General features: G+C 43.4%; 20 protein-coding genes. 7 read left to right on the top strand and 13 right to left on the bottom strand.

Annotation, left to right across the window (positions count from 1 at the left end):
- Position 1: 1 nt before the first annotated feature.
- Together BW976_RS14715 and BW976_RS14710 are read right to left on the bottom strand one after the other, a co-directional pair.
- Positions 2-1,342: a family 8 glycosyl hydrolase gene (locus BW976_RS14715; protein ID WP_175614112.1), complete on the bottom strand. Its 1,341-nt coding sequence runs from the start codon at positions 1,340-1,342 to the stop codon at positions 2-4.
- 16 nt (positions 1,343-1,358) lie between these two features.
- On the bottom strand, positions 1,359-2,306 hold the full coding sequence (locus BW976_RS14710; protein WP_076374076.1) for a LysR family transcriptional regulator: 948 nt from the start codon (positions 2,304-2,306) through the stop codon (positions 1,359-1,361).
- A gap of 89 nt (positions 2,307-2,395) precedes the next feature.
- Here BW976_RS14710 and BW976_RS14705 point away from each other — a divergent pair, with 89 nt between their 5' ends.
- The 3 genes from BW976_RS14705 to BW976_RS14695 all read left to right on the top strand — a co-directional run bounded on the left by BW976_RS14705 (position 2,396) and on the right by BW976_RS14695 (position 8,270).
- The gene (locus tag BW976_RS14705; RefSeq protein ID WP_076374075.1) at positions 2,396-3,796 is read left to right on the top strand and encodes a TolC family protein; all 1,401 of its coding nucleotides are present in this window, start codon (positions 2,396-2,398) and stop codon (positions 3,794-3,796) included.
- Positions 3,797-3,910: 114 nt separating this feature from the next.
- Positions 3,911-7,162 (top strand): efflux RND transporter permease subunit, encoded by a 3,252-nt coding sequence (locus BW976_RS14700; RefSeq protein WP_076374074.1) that lies wholly within the window; start codon positions 3,911-3,913, stop codon positions 7,160-7,162.
- Positions 7,149-8,270 (top strand): efflux RND transporter periplasmic adaptor subunit, encoded by a 1,122-nt coding sequence (locus BW976_RS14695; RefSeq protein ID WP_076374073.1) that lies wholly within the window; start codon positions 7,149-7,151, stop codon positions 8,268-8,270. Before BW976_RS14700 ends, BW976_RS14695 begins: the two co-directional genes overlap by 14 nt.
- A gap of 795 nt (positions 8,271-9,065) precedes the next feature.
- On the opposite strand, the gene BW976_RS14690 is transcribed toward BW976_RS14695, so the two are convergent.
- From BW976_RS14690 to BW976_RS14660, 7 genes are all read right to left on the bottom strand, one after another.
- On the bottom strand, positions 9,066-10,505 hold the full coding sequence (locus BW976_RS14690; protein ID WP_175614111.1) for a serine hydrolase domain-containing protein: 1,440 nt from the start codon (positions 10,503-10,505) through the stop codon (positions 9,066-9,068).
- A gap of 76 nt (positions 10,506-10,581) precedes the next feature.
- Entirely contained in the window at positions 10,582-11,508 is a 927-nt protein-coding gene (locus BW976_RS14685) for an aspartate carbamoyltransferase catalytic subunit (protein WP_076374071.1), read from the bottom strand.
- A 69-nt stretch (positions 11,509-11,577) separates the two neighbouring features.
- Complete coding sequence (locus BW976_RS14680; RefSeq protein ID WP_076374070.1) at positions 11,578-11,958, bottom strand: four helix bundle protein; 381 nt, start codon at positions 11,956-11,958, stop codon at positions 11,578-11,580.
- Between the two features lie 64 nt (positions 11,959-12,022).
- Positions 12,023-12,571 carry a bifunctional pyr operon transcriptional regulator/uracil phosphoribosyltransferase PyrR gene (gene pyrR, locus BW976_RS14675; RefSeq protein WP_076374069.1) on the bottom strand — a complete coding sequence of 183 codons (549 nt, stop codon included), beginning with the start codon at positions 12,569-12,571 and terminating at the stop codon, positions 12,023-12,025.
- Positions 12,572-12,648: 77 nt separating this feature from the next.
- Positions 12,649-13,044: an ACT domain-containing protein gene (locus BW976_RS14670; RefSeq protein ID WP_076374068.1), complete on the bottom strand. Its 396-nt coding sequence runs from the start codon at positions 13,042-13,044 to the stop codon at positions 12,649-12,651.
- A gap of 112 nt (positions 13,045-13,156) precedes the next feature.
- Positions 13,157-15,130, bottom strand: coding sequence for a 30S ribosomal protein S1 (gene rpsA, locus BW976_RS14665; RefSeq protein WP_076374067.1), 1,974 nt, complete (start codon positions 15,128-15,130; stop codon positions 13,157-13,159).
- Positions 15,131-15,343: 213 nt separating this feature from the next.
- Positions 15,344-16,015: a hypothetical protein gene (locus BW976_RS14660; protein ID WP_076374066.1), complete on the bottom strand. Its 672-nt coding sequence runs from the start codon at positions 16,013-16,015 to the stop codon at positions 15,344-15,346.
- A 158-nt stretch (positions 16,016-16,173) separates the two neighbouring features.
- Between BW976_RS14660 and tyrS the strand changes: the two genes are divergently transcribed.
- The 3 genes from tyrS (at position 16,174) to BW976_RS14645 (ending at position 18,516) form a co-directional block, all read left to right on the top strand.
- Positions 16,174-17,457: a tyrosine--tRNA ligase gene (gene tyrS / locus BW976_RS14655; RefSeq protein WP_076374065.1), complete on the top strand. Its 1,284-nt coding sequence runs from the start codon at positions 16,174-16,176 to the stop codon at positions 17,455-17,457.
- 106 nt (positions 17,458-17,563) lie between these two features.
- A complete protein-coding gene (gene parS / locus BW976_RS14650) occupies positions 17,564-18,061 on the top strand; it encodes a type II RES/Xre toxin-antitoxin system antitoxin (RefSeq protein WP_076374264.1) in 498 nt (165 codons plus the stop codon).
- Positions 18,061-18,516, top strand: a complete 456-nt coding sequence (locus BW976_RS14645) for an RES family NAD+ phosphorylase (protein ID WP_076374064.1) — start codon at positions 18,061-18,063, stop codon at positions 18,514-18,516. Before parS ends, BW976_RS14645 begins: the two co-directional genes overlap by 1 nt.
- 119 nt (positions 18,517-18,635) lie before the next feature.
- On the opposite strand, the gene BW976_RS14640 is transcribed toward BW976_RS14645, so the two are convergent.
- Together BW976_RS14640 and BW976_RS14635 are read right to left on the bottom strand one after the other, a co-directional pair.
- Positions 18,636-19,328 carry a PH domain-containing protein gene (locus BW976_RS14640; protein ID WP_076374263.1) on the bottom strand — a complete coding sequence of 231 codons (693 nt, stop codon included), beginning with the start codon at positions 19,326-19,328 and terminating at the stop codon, positions 18,636-18,638.
- Between the two features lie 200 nt (positions 19,329-19,528).
- Positions 19,529-20,515, bottom strand: a complete 987-nt coding sequence (locus BW976_RS14635; RefSeq protein ID WP_076374063.1) for a LuxE/PaaK family acyltransferase — start codon at positions 20,513-20,515, stop codon at positions 19,529-19,531.
- A gap of 211 nt (positions 20,516-20,726) precedes the next feature.
- Between BW976_RS14635 and BW976_RS14630 the strand changes: the two genes are divergently transcribed.
- On the top strand, positions 20,727-21,398 hold the full coding sequence (locus tag BW976_RS14630) for a lipid-binding SYLF domain-containing protein (RefSeq protein WP_076374062.1): 672 nt from the start codon (positions 20,727-20,729) through the stop codon (positions 21,396-21,398).
- 55 nt (positions 21,399-21,453) lie between these two features.
- Here the strand turns inward: BW976_RS14630 and BW976_RS14625 are convergent, their stop codons facing one another.
- The gene (locus BW976_RS14625) at positions 21,454-21,792 is read right to left on the bottom strand and encodes a hypothetical protein (RefSeq protein WP_076374061.1); all 339 of its coding nucleotides are present in this window, start codon (positions 21,790-21,792) and stop codon (positions 21,454-21,456) included.
- 167 nt (positions 21,793-21,959) lie between these two features.
- Positions 21,960-24,395, bottom strand: a complete 2,436-nt coding sequence (locus tag BW976_RS14620) for a penicillin acylase family protein (protein ID WP_076374060.1) — start codon at positions 24,393-24,395, stop codon at positions 21,960-21,962.
- Between the last annotated feature and the right edge of the window lie 23 nt (positions 24,396-24,418).

Below are 24,418 nucleotides of genomic sequence, written 5' to 3'. Positions count from 1 at the left end.
ATCAAGATGCTTTCCAGTAGTTGCCCGAAACGATGATCATATCCAGCATTTTAATACTGTTGTCATAATAATCGTAATCTTTTAGCTTAAAGGCTATTAGGTAATCCCACAGTTTGTTGAGCCAATGCTGGTTATTTAAATCAACCGTGGCCGATACGGCAAAGGGGGCTATAAAACTTAGTGCTTCAAAATATCGCCCTTTGATATCATTGCCGGCCAGCGTATATCCCGCCGAAATATTATCGGGATTGCCATTGGTGGTTTCCCTGATCCAGTGGTTTATTTTATCGGCGAAGGTTTTAGCCCGTTTATCGCCATATAACAAATAGTCGCTGGCTATGCGCCAGGGTACACGACAGGCATTATAGTTATAAAAACCATCATAGGGCGATTCGAGGTAATTGCGTTGCGCCGGATGAGGTGCCTTATTCACACTGCGGATAAAGTCAGGCACCAGGCCTGCCTCCGGGCTGTATTGGGCCTGCATGGTGGCAATGAGGCGATAAGTATTATCGGTTACTGATTTCCACTTGCCGTTATGTAAAGTGGCCTCAAAGGCTTTAAAATGCGCCGGCATAAAGTCGGACGAACGGGTGTCAAAGTAGTCGGCGCTATCGTATTCAATAGCGTCGCTTAGTAAAACAGAATAAGTTTTTGGGTTGATTTCATGCTGCATGATAGCCGCAATGCTATTTTGAGCCTCGTGCAGATAATTGATGCTCCCGGTATTGCCCCATTGTTTGGCGGCCAGCAGCAGAGAATAGGCAATGTCCATATCCCCATCGGTAGCGGTGCTGCGGTCAAGATCTTTACAGCCCTTTACCTGTGCCCAGGCCATGAGATAGGGTGATGTTTTAGCCGGATGGGCCTTGTAATATTGGTAAAGACCGTCAAAAGTATTTTGGGCGTTCTTGTCGTACCCGGACATCAGTACGGTGATGATCATACCATAACCCTGACCTTCGGATACACATTCCTTACCTTTTCTTTCAAACCAAATGTAGTATTGACCGGGGCTACAGCTGGGTTTTACATACCGTTTTTTCCACTGGTCATAAAATACCTCCACCTGTTTATCCAGTTGCTGCTGGGGGAGGTGGTTTGGCTTGATGGTGCCTTTGGTGTAGGGGTAATGCTGAGGGAAGGGCATGGAGACCACTTGACTCACCCGACCATCGCTGCGCTTGGTCACCCTCTCTTCGCCTGCGGCGGAAAGAGGGGATTTGAGAATGATCGTAAACAAAAGGAAAAACACACAAATTCTCCACCCTCTTTGCTGCGAAGCGGGAGAGAGGGGCGTCCAGCGGAGTGCAGACGCGGTGAGTCGTCTACGCTCTGTCACGATTATTAGAAGGTCTTTACACCACCTGTAGTTCCAGTAATTCTTCAAAATGTTCGTCTTCCATGCACATTTGGTTCTGGGCAAAATAGAGTTTTAAGCAGGCCAGGAAATTTTGTATCACCGGGTTATCCTTGCAGGTTGCGGCGTACCAGGTTCTTTTGGCTACACTATGGTGAAGGGGCCTGGCTACCACATTTCTGTTGGCCAGGTAAGGTTTCACTATCCAATCGGCCATTACGCTGATGCCTAAACCGGCGTTTACCATTTCGATGGTAGCATCGGTGTAGTGGATGCGGTTTAATGTTTTGGGTTTTACGTGTTGATCCTGTATCAGGGTTTCAATAAGTGGGGTATCCTGATAGCTGGGATCGTAAAGGGCCAATATGAGATCCTGATCCTGAAAATCGCAGATATTGATCACGTCTTTTTTGGCCAGCGGATGATCGGCTGGTAATATCACATTCAGGCGATCCTCGAAAATAGCCTCATAGGTTATCTTCGTATTTATCATTTGAGTGCGTACAATGCCCAGGTCCAGATCGCCGCGCATCAGGTACTCCAGCGGGCGGCGGGTTGCATCTGATACAATATTGATTTGAATATCGGGCCATTGGCTTTTAAAATCTTTGATAACTCCCGGCAACCAGTGGTAAGCCGTGTAGCACTGCATACTGATATTCAGCTTGCCGGTTTTGCCGTTCTTGTAATTGCGAATATCCTCTTCCATCGACCGTATTTCGGCGATGATCTTCTCGGAACTGCGCAAAAATCGGTAGCCAATCTCAGACAAATGTAATTTTTTGCCTTCGCGATGAAAAACTTCGATATCCAGCTCTTTTTCCAGTTCCTTTAACTGGTGGCTCAGTGCCGACTGGGTAAGGTGAAGCGTAGCGGCTGCTTTAGTTAAAGTTCCCTCTTTTGATATGGTATCAACTAAGCGGAAATGGTGGAGTGCTATATTCATTATGAATTTTACTAATGATTATGACAAAATTAATTCATTTTTTTCATACATCCTATAGCCCTACCTTTGCCGTGTATAAAATACACAATATGTATAATCTACCTTCAAAACAACTACTTCTGTTTTTAGGTGTTTTATTTGTCTACCAGGCTCAGGCTCAGCAAAAAGTTTTAAACATCAAAGATGCTGAACAAATGGCACTCGCTAATTACGGTACCATCAAATCCAAGGCTAATCAGTTAAACGCTGCTAAGGCATACTTAAAAGAAACACGTACAGAATATTTACCAGATGTAAGCATCTCGGCACAACAGGATTACGGAACGGCCAACGGTCAAAACGGACCATTGTATGGTTACCGTGGTTTATCCGTAGCATCATCAGGCCCGGCCCAGGCTAATCAAAACTGGAACGCGGCATTCGGTTCATTGTATTTAAGTAACGTAAGCTGGGATTTTTTCAGCTTTGGCAAATCACATGAACGCATCAAAGTTCAAAAGAACATCGTTAACCGCGAACAGGCCGACCTGGGACAAGAACAATTTCAACATGAAGTGCGCGTGGCCAGTACCTATTTAAATTTACTGGCGGCCCAACAACTGGCAAAAGCTCAGCAGGATAACCTAAACCGGGCCATAGACCTGCAAAAGGTGGTAGTTGCCCGTGTAAAGAACGGTCTGAACCCGGGTGTTGACTCGGCTTTAGCCAACGCGGAAGTATCCAATGCCAAAATTTCACTGACCAATACGGAGCAAACCGTGCAGGATCAGAGCAACCAGCTTTCGGTGTACCTGGGTATCCCTGCGCAGGATTTCTTATTGGATAGCGCTTTTGTTACCAAGCTGCCTACCACGCTCGAAGCTTTAAGTTCCGTGCAACTGGCAGATCACCCGCAGTTACGTTATTTGCAAAACCGAATTGGCGTAAGCGATGAACAGGCCAAGTATTTAAAAACCTTCAGTTACCCTACATTTACCTTGTTTGGCGTTTACCAGGGCAGGGGCTCTGGCTTTAACTATGATTATACCACCAACCCTAACAGTGTTAACAGCAGTTATGGTGCCGGTGCCAATCCAACCCGGTACAACTACCTGTTTGGCGTGGCCATGGTTTGGAACATTACCAGTCCGTTCAGGGTACATTACCAGGTACAGTCGCAAAAGTATACCTCGGAGCAGTTTAAAAATGATTACGACCTGGTGGAGCAGCAACTGACAGCACAGCTGGCATTGGCGCAAACCCGTATCGGTAACTCTTTGAAAAATTACCGCGAGGTACCGGTTGAGGTTTCGGCCGCAAGCGATGCTTATAAGCAGAAGTATACCTTATATAAAAACGGACTGGCCAACATTGTTGATTTTACCCAGGCTCTTTATACATTGAACCGTGCCGAGGTTGACCGTTACATTGCCTTAAACAATGTATGGCAGGCCCTGCTGTTTAAATCGGCAGCTACAGGCGATTTTGGCATATTCATTAATAATTTTTAATAACAGTAGCCCCACCCAAACCCTCCCCGGTAGGGAGGGCTTTTAAAAAAAGTCTCCCCTGCCGGGGGAGATTTAGAGGGGGCTAATTTTTAATAACAGTAATACACATTTATAATGGGAATGATCAAAGGGGCGCTACAAAAACCAATTACCATATTGGTTATAGTTGCCGGACTGTTTTTTTTCGGGGTCAATGCGGTACGTACTATCAAGATAGATATCTTTCCTGATCTTAACCTGCCGGTTATCTATATATCCCACCCTTACGGAGGTTTTACCCCCGACCAGATGGAGGCTTATTTTGGTAAGCAATATGTGAACCTGCTGCTTTTTGTTTCGGGTGTAAAAACCATCGAAACCAAAAATGTACAGGGTTTAACACTGATCAAAGTTACTTTTTACGAAGGTACTAATATGGCACAGGCCGCGGCGGAGGTCACGGCGTTCACCAATAGGGCCCAGTCGGCATTCCCGCAGGGCTCGCAGCCTCCGTTTATTTTGAGGTTTGATGCCTCCACGCTACCGGTTGGTCAGTTGGTGCTCAGTAGCCCAACCCGATCCAACAACGAGTTGCTTGATTTTGCGTTGGTTTACGTAAGGTCGGCATTTACATCAGTTCCCGGCCTGGTGGCACCGGCTCCTTTTGGTGGTAACCAGCGTACCGTGGTAATCAAGGTAGATCCCGGATTGTTACGCTCGCATAATTTAACACCCGACCAGATCGTGGCTGCTTTACGCGAAAACAACCAGAATACCCCGGCAGGTAACGTACGTATAGGCGACTATAACTACCTGGCCCCATCAAACACCACCATTAAAAAGATTCCCGATTTTGGTAACATCCCATTATACAAAAATGGAGTACAAACAGTTTTTTTACATGATGTAGCCACCGTGGAAGACGGTGCGGATATCACCAACGGTTATGCGCTTATCAACGGAAAGCGTTCGGTTTATCTGCCTATTACCAAATCGGCCACAGCATCCACCTGGGATGTGGTTCAGAATTTGAAAAAAGCATTGCCCCGTTTCCAGGCTTTGGTTCCGGATGACGTGAAATTGTCGTTCGTGTTTGACCAATCGGTTTATGTAATTAACGCGGTGAAGAGTTTGGCCGAAGAAGGCGCTATAGGCGCGGTATTAACCGGTTTAATGGTATTGTTGTTCCTGGGCGATAAACGTGGGGCACTCATCGTAATATTAACTATTCCAACCTGTATTATATCAGCTATATTTTTCCTTTCGCTTTTTGGGCAGACGATCAATATCATGACGCTGAGCGGTTTGTCGCTGGCTATTGGTATCCTGGTGGATGAGTCGACGGTGACGATCGAAAATATTCACCAGCACTTTGATATGGGTAAACCTAAGGCTTTGGCTATATGGGATGCCTGTAAGGAGATCGCTTTCCCTAAATTGCTGATCCTGTTTTGTATCCTGGCTGTATTTGCACCGGCCTTTACCATGAAAGGTATACCGGGAGCATTGTTCCTGCCGCTGGCGCTGGCCATTGGTTTCTCCATGATTGTTTCTTACTTCCTGGCGCAAACCTTTGTACCTATCATGGCCAACTGGATCATGGTGAACAAACACGAAGATCACAGCCATGCTGATGGTTTTGCTTTGGAAGATGAAGGCGAGCCATGGGAGCAAAAAGAAAAAGCCATGAAAAGGGCTCTGGAACATACCGGTAAAGAAGTAACCCGTTTTGACAGGTTCAGGGATAGCTTTATGCGCCTGATGGACAGGATGATGCCTAACCGGAAAATCCTGGTAACTGTTTATGTTATTGCTGCTTGTGGCTTAGCCTTTTTACTCCTGAATATTATCGGCCGTGACGTATTGCCTAAAGTAAACTCCGGAACCTTCCAGGTACGTTTACGTGCTCCGGATGGTACCCGTTTGGAGCGTACCGAGATAGAGGTAGTAAAAGCACAACGTATACTGGGTAACATTGTAGGTAAAAACCACATTGCTATTACTTCCACTATGGTGGGTACACACCCTTCATCGTTCTCCACCAACCCGATATATATGTTCATGGCTGGTCCGCAGGAAGCGGTGATGCAGGTGAGCTTAACCGAAGATTATAAAGTGAACCTGGACGATCTGAAAGAAAAATTCAGAGATTCTATAGCGCAAAGAATGCCCGGCATAAAGATCTCTTTTGAGCCGATAGAATTAACGGATAAGATTCTGAGCCAGGGATCGCCTACACCGATAGAGGTAGCTTTGACTGGTAAAAACAAGAAACAAAACCAGGAATATGCCTTCAAGGTGTTGGATAAATTAAAACAGATCAAATATCTACGCGATGCACAGATAGGTCAGTCGTTCAATTATCCGTCGTTAGATATTACTATCGACAGGCAAAGGGCGGCACAACTGGGTGTGGGTTTAAATGACATCTCCCGCTCGCTGATTGCCTCTACCTCATCATCAAGGTTTACCGAAAAAAACAACTGGATTGATGAACGTGCCGGGCTAAGCTACCTGGTACAGGTACAGGTACCTGAATATCAAATGGCCAGCCTGAACGATGTAAAGGAGATCCCTGTACTGGCTAATCAGTCACGTCCAACCTTAGGTGATGTGGCCGATGTAAAAACCGGCATAGCTAACGGCGAAGATGATAATATTGGTGCCATACCAACCATGTCTGTTACAGCCAATATCAACAAAAAAGATTTGGGCACGGCTACGCACGATGTGCAGGAAGCTATTAAATCCATTGGTAAACTGCCGCACGGCTTAACTATAGAAATGCGCGGTTTGAGCCAAACGCTAACCGATACGCTGGATAGTTTACAATCAGGTTTGTTGGTAGCTATTATCGTGATATTCCTGATGCTGGCAGCCAACTTCCAGTCGTTCAAGATGTCGTTTGTAGTATTGTCAACGGTGCCGGCGGTATTGTTCGGGTCGTTACTGCTGGTTAAAATAACCGGGGCAACACTCAACCTGCAATCCTACATGGGTATGATCATGTCGGTAGGTGTATCCATATCCAACGCGGTATTACTGATCACCAATGCCGAAGAATTACGTAAACACAACGGCGACGCATTGAAAGCCGCCCGCGAAGCTGTAGCTTTGCGTTTGCGCCCTATATTAATGACCAGTTTAGCGATGGTTGTAGGTATGATCCCGATGGCATCCGGTTTGGGTGAAGGTGGCGACCAAACCTCGCCGCTTGGCCGCGCGGTTATTGGCGGACTTATTGCTTCAACATTTGCAGCCCTGTTAATATTACCATTGGTTTTTGCCTGGGTACAAGGTAATGCCAGTACACAATCAGTATCATTAGACCCAGAAGATAAAGAAAGTAAATTTTATGTCCCTTTGCATCATCATGAAAAAGCTTAAAAATAGATCGATCCTTATGCTTGCCGTATTGGCGGTAGCTGTAAGTTTCCTGAGTGCGTGTCATTCAGAAGAAAAAGAAAAAGAGAGTGCCGAAGAGCAACAACAGGAAGCGGTGGAAACCCCATCGGTTGAACTGGTTGCGGTTAAAAAAGGAAAGTTGAGCGGCTCGGTTACTATTCCCGGCGAGCTGATTCCTTACCAACAGGTTGACCTGTACGCTAAGGTGAACAGCTATGTGAAAAAACTATTAGTTGATATCGGTTCCGAAGTTCATCAGGGGCAATTGCTGGTAGTTTTGGAAGCACCGGAAATCAACTCGCAATTAGCAGGCGCACAATCCAGAATAAAACAACAAGAGGCTATTTACTATGCCAGTAAGGCTACTTATGACAGATTGGTAAGCACCAGCAAAACTCCTGGTACCGTATCACAGAATGACCTGGAGCAGGCCGAAGCCAAGAAAAATTCAGATTTGGCTAATGTGGAAGCTGCAAAATCTGCCTATAAAGAGGTAGGTGCTAACCTGGCTTACCTGGAAATACGCGCTCCGTTTGATGGAGTTATCACCAGTCGTAACGTGAATTTGGGTGCCTATGTAGGCCCGGGTGGTAAAAGTACCGATCCGCTGTTTACCCTGCAGGATCAGAAAAGGTTGCGTTTGGTAGTATCTATACCAGAAAGCTCTACAGGTTCATTAAGCAACAAAAGCGAAGTGGATTTTACGGTGAAAGCATTGCCCAACCAAAAATTTACAGCGCAGGTGAAACGTTTAGCCGGCGCTTTGGATGAAAAGCTAAGATCTGAGCGTTTAGAAATGGACGTATACAATAAAGACAAAAAACTTTTGCCTCACATGTTTGCCGAAGTAAGCGTACCGCTGCCTGGTGGCGATAGTGCCTATGTGGTGCCTAAAACCGCTGTTTACACTTCTACCGAAAAGGTATTTGTAATTAAGGTGGTAAACCATAAAGCAATATGGGTTGACGCCAAAAAAGGCTTAACATCGGGCGACATGATGGAAGTTTACGGCGACCTGAAACCAGATGATAAACTGGTAAAAGTAGCTTCGGACGAGATCAGGGACGGATCAACAGTAAAAGATAAATAATTAGTTGATAGGATAAGGATTGAGTTAATTCAGTTGACTGATTACTTTTGTTTGCATCCCGCTTTGCAGTAGCAAGGTGGGATGTTTTTTTGTGTGTCTGGATTTGCTCTGTGTGATCTACAAAAAGCAGTGTCATTTCGAACGAGCAGCAGAGGTAATGAGAGGGAGCGAGGAGAAATCTTTTACGAGCGACAAGCCGTAATGCATGGCGCAAAAGATTTCTCCTCACCCAAAGCATGATTCCACCCCACTGTTCGTTCGAAATGACATCGGTTTTTAATAATAGAACCGAACTTCGTCTCCTCAGGTTCCCTTTTAAGACCCTGAGGGAACGAAATTTAGTTAATGTTCTGCTGTATACCTTGTATATCTAAGATGCTCAAACTCAAGTTCGGCAAGACCGGATTGTTTGTCTCTTTCGTCCCCTTTGGGTCCCTCGTAGATTAAAGTTAACCCACAAAATTCGCTAACCTAAAATTCCAATAGGAGGCACCTACGGAGCCTATTGATGTGCACTTTAGGACTATAAACACGTGGCCCCGCTGGGGCCGAATAGCACGTCAGGCATACTGTTTACACTATAAAACATTATCGGCCCCAGCGGGGCCACGTGTTTATAGGCAAAATTTGAAGAAATAGTGGACTCCAGCGGAGTCTCCTAATCATAAACTTACTTATTAAGCCTTATTCGGTGCGCATTTAGATTTTATGGGTTAACCTAAACTCGTAGAGGACCCTGAGGTTTAAGCAGGTTAACAGATAGAATGGCTTGATTATTAATGCCTTAGTCCTATCTTACTTTTGCAGAAGCTGCAGCATTTTAACGCCTAAAGCATCTGTACTTTCGGCCGAGTTGGAAAGTATCACTACCGCCAGGTTTTTTTGCGCGTTGAATGCCAGGAAACTGCTGCTGCCATAGGTTCCCCCGTTATGAAAGTAATACTCTACACCATCAACAATAATTATGTGCCAGGCCAGTCCCATTTTGGCATCTTTGCTAAAGGTAATCTGGTGGGTTAACTCAAAGGCCTTCCCGAGCTTGTCAGCGGCCGGATTCATATTGGCTTCCGCATATACCAGCAGATCATTTACAGATGAATGCAGCGCCCCGCAGGAGGCTAAAACGTCAAAATTCCAGGCCGGGGTCTCGTTGCCTGTAATATTATAAACGGTTGCAAAATTGCTTAACCGGGCCGGACTTAAACGCTGTGTAGTACTCGACATCACCAGGGGGCGGCAGATGATATCGGCCACCATCTGCTCAAATGTTTCACCACTTACTTTTGACAAAATGGTTCCCAGCAAGCCAACACCTAAATTGGAGTAATCATATCTTTCGCCCGGCTGACTGTTCAGTTTACAGGTTTTGAGGTAGGTAAATAGCTGTTGTTTGATATAGTCTTTATAAGGATTAAGCTCATCCGTTGCATTAGCCTCTAGATTGTCAGGGATGCGGGCCAAACCCGAGGTATGATTACTTAACGACTCCAGCGTGATCAACTTTAGCTCTGGGTTTTTGGCGACAGAATCGGGCAGGTATTTGGTGACAGGATCGGTTAGTTTTACTTTGCCTTCGTTTACATAATAAGCCAGCAGCGTGGCGGTAAACGTTTTGGTGATGGACCCTATTTCGTAAATGGTGTGGAGCGTAGGCAGTTGCTTGTTGTCTTTGGTAGTTTCGCCATAGTTATAAGTGGTTATTTTACCATCTTTTAAAACGCCTACGCTTAAACCAACAGTATTGGCCTTTTGAATGTACGGGCGTACGGCGGATTCGATCACTTTATCCATGGAGGTTAGTAGCTTATTGGTTGAGGCGGCCTGATTTAATTTGTCGGCAGTTACCTGGGTAAATGGTTGAAACAGGAAAAGATCCAATTTATTGTCCTGATCAAGACTCATTTGCAGCTGTAAGGTAACCGCTCCAAATATCAGTTTATATGTACTTACTTTGTTATTGACGAAACTAACAAGTGACGAACCTTTAATATCGCCCATAGGGAAAAGTTGCTGGTTGGCCACCGACCGGAAGCCTTCGGGGGTTAATGTTTTTTTGAATAACTCGCCGCCAAGGGCGTAAAGCGAATCGGCTTTTTGCGCATTAAAAAACTTTTGTACCAGTGCAAAAACCGAATCTGTTTTTACCTGCTGACGGCTTTGGGCAAGTGCAGGTGCCGAGTGAATTACAAATACTATAAAAAGGGATAAACAGCAAACATTCTTAAACTTTATCATTTTACTTTGATTATCAACGCTGATAACAAGCATTGTTATATAAATGGGGCTAAGAAATTAAACGTTTATCGTATCATTAAGGCGTTTGCCCGGCCAGCAGGTACAGCACGGCCATGCGTATGGCTACACCGTTCTCTACCTGGTCAAGAATGATAGATTGCTTACTGTCGGCCACGTCACTGGTGATTTCCACACCGCGATTGATAGGGCCGGGGTGCATTACCGTGATCTCTTTATCCAGCGAATCTAAGATGGTTTTATTGAGGCCGAAAAGCATGGTGTACTCCCGCAGGGAAGGGAAATATTTAATGTCCTGGCGCTCCAGCTGTATGCGCAGCATATTGGCTACATCGCACCAGTTGAGGGCCTTGATTAAATTGTGTTCGACTTTTACACCCAGGGAGCCAATGTATTTAGGGATCAGTGTGGTAGGACCGCAAACCATTACCTCGGCGCCTAGCTGCTTCAGACAAAGTATATTGGAAAGCGCTACGCGTGAATGCAGTATATCACCTACGATCACCACTTTTTTACCCGCCACATCACCATATTTTTCGCGGATGGAGAAAGCATCCAGCAGGGCCTGGGTAGGGTGCTCATGAGCGCCGTCGCCGGCGTTTACAATCTGAGCTTTGACGTGTTTGGACAGGAAGATACCTGCACCGGCATAAGGGTGGCGCATCACCACCATATCCACCTTCATGGCCAGGATATTATTTACCGTATCAATCAGTGTTTCGCCTTTGCTTACCGAAGAGGAGGATGCCGCGAAATTCACCACATCTGCCGAAAGTCGTTTTTCGGCCAGTTCAAACGACAAACGGGTGCGTGTGGAGTTTTCAAAAAATATGTTGGCAATGGTTACATCGCGCAAAGAAGGCACTTTCTTGATCGGCCGGTTCAAAACCGATTTAAAAGTATCGGCAGTTTCAAATATCAGTTCGATATCTGCCCGGTTCAAATCTTTTATGCCTAATAAATGCCTTGTGCTTAGTCCTGCCATTTCTTTTGTATTTCGGATTTCGGATGTTCGATTTCGGATTTATTATTTTCTGAATTTCGATTCTGAAATTTATTTTTTTACCTCTAATTTATTAAGCCGCTGTTTTTCTCTTGCCGTTTTACCTATGGCGGTAAATATGGCTGTGAGTTCATTGGCTTCCTTTTTTAATATGGTTATACCAATTGAATTAACAAGCTCCGACTCTTCCATCAACTCTAACCAATAAATGGATTCATCAGCCTCTTCTTCAACTATAATTATTTTATTAATAAAATCGGCGGTTGATTTACCTCTGCATGCCGACCTGTAATTTGCACCAATTGATGTTGCACACCTGATTAATTGATTTGATAAAACATCAAGCGAACGTTTACGAGGAAGGCTTTCTATAAATTTGATGACATCTATAGCAAATCTTTGTGTTCTTCGTTTTAATTCTGCTTTATCCAAGTTTTTAAATCAAAAATCAATTCTTAATAAATCCGAAATCGAACATCCGAATTCCGAAATAATATTACTCCGCTGCTTCAGATACCAGCACAATTTTATCTTCGCCATCGGTATCTTTCCAGCTAACAACCACTTTTTGCGATGCGATGGAATCCACTTCAATACCTACATAGTCTGCTGATACCGGTATATGGCGTGAGTAACGACGATCAACCAGAGCCAGTAGTTCCACTTTTTCCGGGCGACCAAAAGCCTGCATGGCATCCATAGCGGCGCGAATGGTTCTGCCGGTCCAAAGCACGTCATCCATCATGATCACTTTTTTACCTTCAATAATAAAATCTATTTTGGTTTGATTAGGTACCAGTTGCGATTCGCGCCTTCGAAAATCGTCGCGGTAAAAGGTAATGTCCAGGTCGCCCTGTAAAATGCTTTTGCCGGGTAATATTTTTCTGAGTTCTTCGGCTACGCGTTTGGCCAGGTATATGCCCCGGGGTTGGATACCAATGAGTACCGATTGTGAAAAATCATCGTGATTTTCAATCAACTGGCGACATAAACGTTGTATGGTGATCTGAAATTTTTGTCCGTCGAGCAGTGTAAGATTTTGCATCGTATGGGTGGATTTGGGCAAAAATAGTAAATAGTTTTGAAAAGCCTCCTCTAAATCTCCCCCGAAAGGGGAGACTTTTATGGATTTGATAACTTTTTAAGCGCTACCATCGCTTTATCAGCATCTTCTTTCGCCACAAAAATATGATCATGGTAGTAGGAGGCAACCACATTGCAGCTTATATTTTCCTGCGCCAGTGCTGTAGCGAATGCAGCTGTTAACCCGGTAGCGGCTAATGAGGAATGTACGGTGAGGGTTATCCATGCGGCTATATAACTATACTCCAATTGAAGCTGATCGGCAACTTCTTTTTTAAGAATAACGGTAAATCCTTCTGACTCCTTAAAAAGGCCTAAAATATGGGCTGTATTAATAGTATGGAGGGATGATACTGTACAATAAACATAATCACCTTCATTTAATACGGGCGTCATGTTTTTAAGCAGGGTGGTAAGATTGGTTTCTCCGGTCATGGTGTAAATATAAAACAAAGAACCCTCTCCTTTGGAGAGGGTAGGGTGAGGTAACAAAAAAGCCCTTCCGTTTTTCGGAAGGGCTTTGTGAGAATATTGCTTCAGTTAAAGCTTACGCTTCTTCTTCAGATCCTTCAGCTTTTTTAGCTGGTGCAGCCTTGCGGGCTTTGTTTTCAGCACCTTCCATTTGCTCTTTTAACTGAGCTAATACGCTAAGATCGCCTAAGGTTGATTTTTCAACTGATTCTTTCACTTTTTTCACCGCATTGCTAGCAGATTTTGCTTCTTTTTTGCGGTTTTCAAATTCCTGTACACGAGCGTCAGCGCGAGCTTCTTCCCATATACGTGAGTGTGAAATAACGATACGTTTGTTCTCTTTGTTAAATTCAATGATCTTGAATTCAGCGGTTTCTTCAGCTTTTACTGATTTACCGTCTTCTTTAACCAGGTGTTTGGTTGGCGCAAAGCCTTCAACACCGTAAGGTAAAGCTACGATAGCACCTTTGTCAGTTACTTTCAATACAGTACCTTCATGAATTGAATCAATGGTAAATACGGTTTCGAAAGTATCCCAAGGGTTTTCTTCCAGCTGTTTGTGACCTAAGCTTAATTTACGGTTCTCGATATCAAGTTCTAAAACAACCACGTCTAGTTTTTCACCAACTTTAGTGAATTCGTTAGGGTGATTTACTTTTTTAGACCAAGAAAGATCAGAGATGTGGATTAAGCCGTCAATACCATCTTCCAGTTCAACAAACACACCAAAGTTGGTCATGTTTTTAACTGTAGCGATGTGCTGAGTGCCGATAGCGTATTTCTCGCCAGCATTTTGCCATGGATCAGGAGTTAATTGTTTAACACCTAATGACATTTTGCGTTCTTCGCGATCAAGTGTTAACACTTGTGCTTCGATCTCGTCACCAACTTTCAGGAATTCCTGAGGGTTGCGCAGGTTTTGTGACCATGACATTTCTGATACGTGGATCAAACCTTCAACACCAGGGATGATTTCAAGGAATGCGCCGTAATCAGCAACGGTAACAATTTTACCTTTAACCTTTGAACCAACCTGAATATCTTCAGAAAGGCTTTGCCAAGGGTGAGGAGTTAATTGTTTTAAGCCCAGAGCAATACGTTTTTTCTCGTCATCAAAGTCAAGCACAACAACGTTGATTTTTTGATCCAATGCCAGAATTTCGCGTGGATGCTCAATACGGCCCCAAGATATATCAGTAATGTGCAGTAAGCCGTCAACACCACCAAGGTCAATAAATACACCAAAGTCGGTAATGTTTTTAACGGTACCTTCCAATACCTGTCCTTTTTCAAGGCGTGCAACAATTTCTGTTTTTTGGTTTTCCAAATCGTCTTCGATCAGCACTTTGTGCGATACCACTACATTTTTAAACTCGTGGTTGATCTTAACAACTTTGAACTCCATTGTTTTACCTACGTACACATCGTAATCACGGATAGGTTTGATGTCGATTTGTGAGCCAGGTAAGAAGGCTTCAACACCCATGATATCAACAATTAAACCACCTTTAGTTCTGCTCTTCACAAAACCAGTGATGATCTCATCATTGTCAAGGGCCGAATTAATGCGCTCCCATGATTTTTGAGTTTTTGCACGTTTACGTGAAAGTACTAACTGACCGTTAGCATCTTCCTGTGACTCTACAAATACGTCAACTGTGTCACCGATCTTCAGATCAGGTGTATCACGGAATTCTGATACTGAAACTAAACCGTCTGATTTAAATCCTACGTTCAGTACCACATCTTTGTTGTTAACATTAACAACGGTACCGGTGATGATTTCGCCTTTGGTGATAGAGCTGAACGTTCCATCATACATTTTCTCGAATTTCTCACGGTCACTATCGGTATAGTTACCAAATTTTTTGTCATCTGCATCCCAGTCGAAATCCGCACTTGGAGTAGCTGCAATTTTTAATTTGATCTCTTCGATAGATATTGAATCAGCTTCCGATTCAATGGTTTCTTTTTCGCCAGATGCGGTAACTGTGTCCAGTTCAGCCTCTTTCGCTTTTAATTCTTTTTCTGCTTCTTGTTTTTTTGCCATTAAATAATTTTTCTCCTTTTCCCAATTTGTTAATTGGGACTGCAAAGGTAGGTATATAATTTTATTAAATAAAAGAATTTTTAAATGTTAATTGCTGATATTTAAGGCTTTTTGATATAAACAAGGCCTTTGTCATGGAGTTTTTACCATTTAAAGTCGGAAAAAGGCTTGGGTAGATGAGTTTTAACAATAGGTTAAATGGTATCCTTGCTGTTAAATAGCAATCAGTTTATTAGTGATTTCTTCAAATATCGACATGAAATCGGGAAGCAGGTAGTCGCGGTAATCACTCAATACCTCATTCATTTGTGCCTCATGCTCTGGAGTAAATGGATTTCGCCAAATGCGCATGCAAATACGTTTTAAGGCATAGGCTATCTGGTGTGTTTCGGCATAGGTATGCAGATATTGACTGCGGTTGAAGTCAGCATAGAATTTTAAAAAAACGCTGCTGTCGGCTAATCCCGAAAAGATTAAAAACTCGTCGATCGCTGCTGTTTCGCAAGTAGCCAGGTTAGTATAAAAATCTTCAACCTGTATTTTACCGGTGGTCAACAGCAAGTTGTCGATAATCAACTCCAATGCTACATGACCCAAAAAAAACGGTTTTACCGGCGAACCTTCAATAGCAGGCAGCAATTGTTTTTTTAATTGGTGCGAATGGGTAGCAAAAAAGTCAGATGAGTGAAAATAACGGTCGACGGCCAAGTGTTTGTTCCAGCCGGCAATGATGGAATTGATGTTTTTATCGGTATGCTGTAGTTTTTCGGGGTGAAGAATGATGTTTTTATCAGCATTTTTTAAAAGATCGGGCAAAACGATACCTAATATATGGTAACAGTTGTTTATATCACGATCAAAGTAATAATGCGATAAAAAATTCATAGGCGCTGTTGTGCAAAATACTGGCTTTTGTTCAAGGTACAAAAAATAAGTAATTATTTGAAATAGATTTTACCTGTAGTTAACCCTGCTTTGGCGTGATATAGCTATTCGGCTCAGCCAATTATTCTCTTATATTTGCAGCCTTTGAAATATTGAATATGAACTTTGTTGAAGAATTACGCTGGCGCGGTATGTTGCATACCGAAATGCCGGGTACCGAAGAAAAGCTGAATAAAGGCATGACTTCGGGATATATAGGATTTGATCCAACTGCTGATTCATTGCACGTTGGCCACTTAACCCAGATCATGACCCTGATCCATTTTCAGCGTGCCGGTCATAAACCTTATGCTTTGGTTGGTGGTGCTACCGGTATGGTTGGCGACCCGTCGGGTAAATCGCAGGAGCGTAACTTGCTGTCTGAGGATGTTTTACAGCATAACCTGGAGGCGGTGAAAAACCAACTTACCCGTTTTTTGGATTTTAACAGCGGTGCCAATAGCGCCGAGATGGTGAATAACTACGACTGGTTCAAGAATTTTACCTTCCTTGATTTTATCCGCGATGTGGGCAAACATATCACGGTTAACTATATGATGGCTAAAGACTCGGTAAAGAAACGCCTGGAAGGCGATACCGGAATGTCATTTACGGAGTTTACTTACCAGTTGGTTCAGGGTTACGATTTCTATTATTTATGGAAACACCATAACTGTAACATCCAGATGGGCGGCAGCGACCAATGGGGTAATATTGTTACCGGTACCGAGCTGATCCGTCGTAAAGATAGCGGCGAAGCATTTGCCTTAACCACCAACCTGATTAAAAAAGCCGATGGTACCAAGTTTGGTAAAACCGAAAGCGGCGCGGTTTGGCTGGATGCTGAGCGCACATCGCCATACCAATTCTACCAGTTCTGGTTAAATACTACCGATGCCGACGCGAAAGCGTACATCCGGATATTTACCCTGTTTAAACGCGATGTAATTGAGGCTTTGGAAGTGGAGCATGATGCAGCGCCACATACACGGGTATTGCAAAAAGCGCTGGCTAAGGATATTACCGTACGTGTACATGGCGAGGCAGAATACGAAAAAGCAATCAAATCATCTGAATTTTTGTTCGGTACCATTGGTATTGAATTTTTAAATGAACTGAATGATACCGAGGTGCTTGGCCTGTTTGCGGGTGTGCCTAATTTTACCATAGCCCTAAGTGAGCTACAACAAGGTATCAATGTGAGCGATCTGCTGGCCGTTAAAACAGCGATATTCCCATCAAAAGGCGAAGCCAAAAAAATGATACAGGGTGGCGGCTCGGCAATTAACAAAGTTAAAATTGCTACTGCCGACGATATTTATACAGCCGATGTATTGATCAATAATAAATTCCTTGTAGTACAAAAAGGTAAAAAGAACTACTTTTTAATTATTGCTGAATAAGAAGATATTAGATCAATAATCCTCGAAGCGATGAGTTTTAAATTCATCGCTTTTTTTATTGTTAAAAATTTTGGAAATACGACAAATGGTAAGTATATTTGTATATATGTCGTACAAAGCAAAAGCTGATAGCAAAAAAAATGAATTGAATGAGCCCATGGCAGCGTACGCTGTTCAGGCTCCGGTTCCTTCATTTTACCATTTATTGGAGGGGGCAAGGTCTGTCAAATTTTCTACCGATTTTGATATCATTAACCTGGCGCGTAACGGGTTCCCTAAAAGCGTTTTACTTTCATTAGCCAAAAAAATATCGCTCAATATACAGGAGCTGGCCAATATATTACACATCTCTGAGCGTACCCTACAACGTTATGATGATAATGCCATTATTAAAACCGAGTACGCCGAAAAGGCCGTTGAGCTTGCCCGCCTGTACACCCGTGGTGAGGAAGTTTTTGGCTCCATGGATAAGTTTAAAATATGGGTAAAAACTCCGGGTTATGTATTTAAAGGTGAGGCCCCAGTAACCATCCTCGATACCTCAGCTGGCTTTGATATGGTTTTTAGGGAATTGGGGCGTATTGAACATGGTATTTTTGCCTGATGGTTTTATATCGTATTGCGAAATGCCATTATGTGGATGATTTGAGCGGGACAGGTGCCCGTTTGTACGGCGGCTGTTGGAACAGCGAAGGCAAGTCGATGCTTTACATGGCGTCGTCAAGATCGCTGGCGGTTTTGGAGGTACTGGTGCATTTAGATCCCTTAATTGTTCCTGCAAATTTTTGCATTGCACAAATTGATGTACCAGATTATAGTATAACACAGCTAAATCCTGCATCGCTACCTGATAACTGGCAGGATGTTTCGGGGCCTGTAGCGCTTAGAAAACTGGGCGACGAGTTTTTGAAAAAACAAGAATACCTGGCCATGCGGGTGCCATCGGCCATTGTACCGGCAGAGTTTAATTACATCCTTAATCCTTTGCACCCTGAAGCCAAGAATATCAAAATAGTTAACAAAGAATCTTTTAGTTTTGACGACCGGCTTTTAAATTAGTCATTATGAAAAGTCATCGAGTCATTTGATAAATCGTCATTGAGTCATTAAAAATGACGTAATGACAAAAAGGGCGATAAGTTTACTTATCGCCCTTTTTTATAATGACTTAATGATAATTATAAATCACTCAACAAATCGAGTTTTTTGTGATTGTACTCTTCCTGGGATATCAGGCCATTATCAAACAGCGTTTTTAATTTTTTTAGTTTTTCGGTAAGCTCGTCCGGCTTTGGCACTTCGTGCACAACCGGGGCCGGTGCTGGTGCCGGTGGAGCAATCGGAGTTGGTACGGGCTGTTCAACAACTACCTGAGCTGGTGCAGCAAAGGCTTGTTGCGCTGTAGTTGTACGGGTAGCGGGACTGTCAAATTGGACAGCGCCGGATTCGGCACGTTTCTGTTCCAGATCACGCTGACGACGGGCCTCGCGCTCAATCTCTTTGCGTTCCTGGGCGTATTGGTATAGTTTACGACCCTGGATCTTGGGCAGGTAATCAACGGCCATTTCGGCACCATTGGTAGTTTTTACGCTAAATACAGCACCAATGATCTCTTCTTTGGTATGTACGTCAACAATATCCTTCCAAACAAAGTCAACAAACTTGATAGATAAACCCAGGTTGGCGGGGGTAAAAAACAATACACGTTTGTTAGTAATGGCAATACAATCCGGAAATAAGTTTACCAATGGCTTTTTCTGAACGGCTATATAAATGATCTCTTCACCAGATGATAGCAGATCCACCAGGCGGGAGTATACTTTTTCAACTGCTTTAGGATCTTGTTCCTCGTTTAAAAATTTCTCAATCATGTTTTTAGCATTTGTGCTGCGTGCAAAAATAATAATAATACCTGTTAAAGCGCCAAGAATCAAGAGGCAAGAGTCAAGAAAAAAGACAAAACTGCTTCGTTTACCGATGCTTAGCTTAAATCTCTTCTAATTTGCTGTATATATTCAATACTTAATTGTTATCTTGATTCTTGTCTCTTAATTCCTGCTTCTCTCAAGCGTTAAGCAATCAATAAATTACATCCGCGGATGTCTGATTGATCAAATCTGCCCAAAACCTCAAATGCACCATCGGCATTGATCTTGCCCAGGTCCTGGGTGGCAATGAATGAGCAGGAATTGATATTAGCCAGATCGATCACATTGATGCCGCCCGTTTTGCCCTTTGCTAACGTGCTGATGGGGTCGTTAGTATCGCGGATGATAATTTTCATCCAGGGTGGGCATTCAAAAATACCGTCGCCTTTGGAATAAGCTTGCGACAGCAGCTCGGTCATGCCGTATTCTGAATGTATATGACTTACACCGAAGCCTTTGCAAAGCGTATCATGCAGTTCTTCACGGATCATTTCTTTACGGCGGCCTTTCATGCCACCAGTTTCCATCACAATTAATTCTGGGAAGTTGATTTGATAGGTTTCGATAAAATCAAGCAGGCCAAAGGTAACCCCTATTAAAAGCGTGGGTTTTTTGGCTTCCTGTTGTTTTTTTAGCTGCTGGTATAATTCGTCGTGATTATATAAAAAGAAACCACTGTCTGGGTTTTCTGATTGTTTTATCAGGTCATCAACCATGTAAATAAGTGATGAGCCTTCACGCTCCAGGTAGGATGGTAGCAGAGCCAGTACCGTATAATCCCTGATATCGCCATAAAACAATTGAAACGCACGGCGGAAACTATCCTCATACCAGGTTTTGTCGCTTACCAAATGGCTGCTGGTAATCATGCCCGTGGTGCCTGAACTGGTAAAGGTTAGTTCAACCGGGGCATCGGTACTCAGTATCCGGTGCGATTTGAAAAATTCTATAGGTAAAAAAGGGATCTGCTCAACCGAAATGATCTTATCTGCATCAATTCTCAGTCCTCTAATAAATTGCCGGTAAACGCTACAGTTTTTGGCCTGGTGCTGAAATATTTGCAGGGCCACCTGATCAAAATCGGTGGAGTTATTGATAGAAAATACCTGTTGTTTATCCGGTGTGTTCATTGCGTGCAAAGATAAGAATATTGATGTGCGGATGTGCAAATATGCAGATGTGCAAATTTTAGATTAAAAAGTACTCCGGAATTTTATTGATTCTGTGAATCCTGTTTCAAACAAAAAAACAAATGACCTTCCGCTTGCACAATTATGTAAACAAGTATGCGTTTTGGGGGTTATTACTTATATAACATTGTACAAATTGTAATTTTACCCCATGAAAACATTAAAATTTTTGAAGTTCCCATTGATCCTAAGCTTGTTTTTTGTGCTGATATCGGCCAAAGCAGGCGATAAGGAAACGGAACGCGTACATAATGCTGCCAACGTGTTAAAAGAGTTTGGCAAAATGAAGGAGACTATTCCACACCAATTAATGGAGCAGTCTGAAGGAATTGTTATTATCCCTAAAATGATCAATGCCGGTTTTGGCATTGGCGGTAAGCGCGGTAGAGGTGTTGCTATGGTAAAACTGGGCAACGGCAAATGGAGCGATCCGGTATTTGTAACCTTAACCGGCGGTAGCTTTGGTTTACAGATTGGTGTACAATCTGTCGATTTGATCCTAGTATTTCATCATAAAGGTGTACTCACCAAAGTTGAAAATGGCGATTTTACAATCGGTGGGGATATTTCGGCCGCCGCAGGCCCGGTTGGTCGCAGCTCTTCTGCCAGTACCGATTATAAGCTGGAAGCCGAAGTTTACTCGTACTCGCGCAGCCGCGGGTTATTTGCGGGTATAACTATTAATGGTTCAAACCTGGCCATTGATAAAAATGCCATCGCTAGTTTTTATGGCGATAAATCGACCTCGCAGGAAGTTTTCGCTTCATCAAAAAGCGAGAAAGATGGAGTTGCTGTGCTTAAAGAAGCTGTAAGCGCATTTTAAGGTAACCGAAATGGAAACTAAAAGCCCGGACCTGTAAAGGTCCGGGCTTTTTTGTTTAAGATTTTCCGAAGGCCTTTTGCAGCAATACGCCCGAGAGCGCTGCGAACCCGCTCACCAATCCACCAATTATACCGGTGATCACCAGCAAATAGCCCCAGCCTGGTAAATGGAATAGAACAGCCACTTTTTTGGCCAGTATATGATCGTTAGGGATGCTTTTAAACAAAGCCAATACTATCCACACGATAAATACAGCTAAGAATCCCGACCAAAATGCCTGTCCTGATGTTTTGCCGATAAAAAATGCTGCCGAAAATGCCGCAATAGCCACTACCCACCAGGGCAAAAAGAAACCGCTTGCAAATGATAGTATGAGTATGATGAGGAATAACATATGGTATAGAATCAAGAGTTAAGAATTAAGAACCAAGATCAGCAAAAAATAGCTAATCTGTAAATTTTTAATGGTCGGGCTTTTTATAGAGTTAAGAGTTAAGAATCAAGAGCCCAGATGAGCATTAGTTTGTTTTCTCTTAGTTCTTGATTCTAAACTCTTGCCTCTTATTTACTGCCTATAGTTAATGTTGTTTTGATACGATCAGACGTTTCATCTGGCGATTGCAGGAATAGCAGTTCTTTTAATTCGCCTTTTTGCCAGATTTTTAGCATATCATCATAAAAAAAGCTGCCGGGATTGCCCGATTCGCCGCCGGGTAAAATGCCGTAGCCTTTTACTGTTGGCCCCATTTGTACCACCATGCGCCATGACGGACCGTGCCCGTTGTTTAACGCGTTAATGGTTGAGCCTGTACCGCCTGTAGCAAAATTTCCTGAGCTGAATGCTTCCTGACGGGTAAGGTGCTTAATCTCCATTTTTTTAACCGAACCCCATTCCCAGTTTTTGCCCGGTTTACCGTGTTCTTTAATTAGATCGCTAACCGTGGTTTTAAAGGCTTTGTTTACGATATCGGCACAGGTTTCTTTTGCCGGGGTGCGTATATCATCAAACCATTTGGAATTGGGCTCTTTTAATAAAAGTTGCTCGGTTCTGTCAACTGATGGATAGTTTGTCTGTAAGTCTTTTGCGGCAAAATCATCGCTCCAGATCATGGCGTACATTTTAAGCCACCAGGCATTAAATATAGAAGCCCCGGTTGAATTGATGCTGAAATCTTTGTTCCAGCTTTTGATGATGCCGAGCGCTTCCAACTGAGGTTGATCCAGTTTTGAGGCATCAACGTATTTTAACATAGCGGGTAAAATATCCTGTGCACGTATGCTGTAAGTATCGGTTTGCAGCATACGCATGCTATCAACCGTAGCTTTTTGCATAGCAGTAAGCCTGTCATTTATCCGTTTACCACGCTCATAAGGAGCAAATGACCAATTGATATAATACGGATAGGTAGGGTCTGTTGATGATTGATTGGCTGAACTTACAAAACCGCGCGGTGGATTTTTAACCGTGGGGTTTTGATCAAATGGGATCCAGCCATGCCAGTCGTCGACCGGGTCTGAGCCATCGAGTATAAATTTACCCTGATCACGATACTTTAAGGGGTATTTACCGTTAGGGGTGATGGCGATATCGTTATCCTTGCTGGCAAATACAAAGTTGGATGCCGGGGCGTTAAAATAAGTAAGCGCTTTGCGGTAATCGGCATAGTTTTTACCCCGGTTTAAAATATACATAGTCATCAGCTCGTCCGATTCATCATGGGCTATCCATCTTAAGGCGTCGCCTACAGGAACAAAATCTGGACCGTCTCCTTTTTTTGCCTTATCTTCATAAACAACCGGGCCATGATGGGTGTAAATAACAGTATCATATAAAGGTTCCTGCCCGCGGATGTTGATCACCTCTACACGCCTGTTGGTTTTGTTCCATTGGTTATTGTACCAATACTCTTCTTTTTTACTGTTCCTGAACTTTACCTGGTACCAATCCAGCACATCGGCATCTACATTGGTAATACCCCAGCTAATGTTATTATTAAAACCCAGTATTACGCAAGGCGCACCGGGTAAGGAAACGCCATAAACATTTACCGATGGTGCCGTAAGCTGTATCTGGTACCATATAGATGGGAATGTAAGGTTTAAGTGAGGGTCGTTGGCTAAAATAGGATAGCCATTAGCTGTTTTACTGCCCGATACGGCCCAGTTATTACTGCCGATACCTTCTTCTTTTACAGCGCGTTTAACACTATCGTTCATCAGACCCAAAAAACTGGCTGAAGGATGGGGGATAGGCAGCGGTTTAAAATCCCATTTGGTACCTACCGGGATAATAGGATCCTCGTGCATAGGATAATCCGGGAACAGATCGGCAGTGGTTTTGGAACCGAACCGTTTTAAAATATTGGTCATGGCAAACTCGTTCGAGCCTCCGGCCAGTGTTTCGCTCATGAGTTTGAGTAAGAATGCACAGTTAATGGGCTTCCAGTCTTCGGGTGCATAATCCAGCAGTTTAAATTCAATGGGATATTGGCGTGGGTGCAGGCGGTGGATATAGGCGTTAATACCATCGGTATAGGCCAATATCATTTGCCGTACCGCCGGTTCGCTCATCATGGCCTTTAGCGTTTTTTCGGCGCCATAAACCATGCCCATGCGGCGATGGTAACGGTCAACCTCTAACAATTGCGGGCCAAGTACTTCGGCCAGCCTACCTGCGGCCTGGCGGGTTTGTATATCCATTTGCCAAAGGCGCTCCGTAGCGGTTATGTAGCCCTGCGCATAATACAGGTCATGTTCGTTATCGGCAAAAATATGCGGGATGCGGTTTTCATCATATTTAATGGTCACCTTACCGGTTAAGCCCGGAAGCATCAGATGAGTGGTTGGTAATATATTTTTACTTTCGGCATTTTGCCAAAAACCATTGGCCGGACTTAAAAAATCACCAAGAGGCGGCGCCGGGCCGAATTTTTTTTGTAGTGCCCAAATCAAAACAAGAGTAAAGGCGATGGATAAAAAAGCTTTTGTAAATTTCATAGTTAGTATCAAGTAATTAGTAT

It is taken from the genome of Mucilaginibacter lappiensis, from assembly GCF_900155965.1.
Classification (GTDB): Bacteria; Bacteroidota; Bacteroidia; order Sphingobacteriales; family Sphingobacteriaceae; genus Mucilaginibacter; species Mucilaginibacter lappiensis.
The sequence above is the reverse complement of the archived record's forward strand: the minus strand, read 5'-3'. Positions and strand labels throughout refer to the sequence as shown.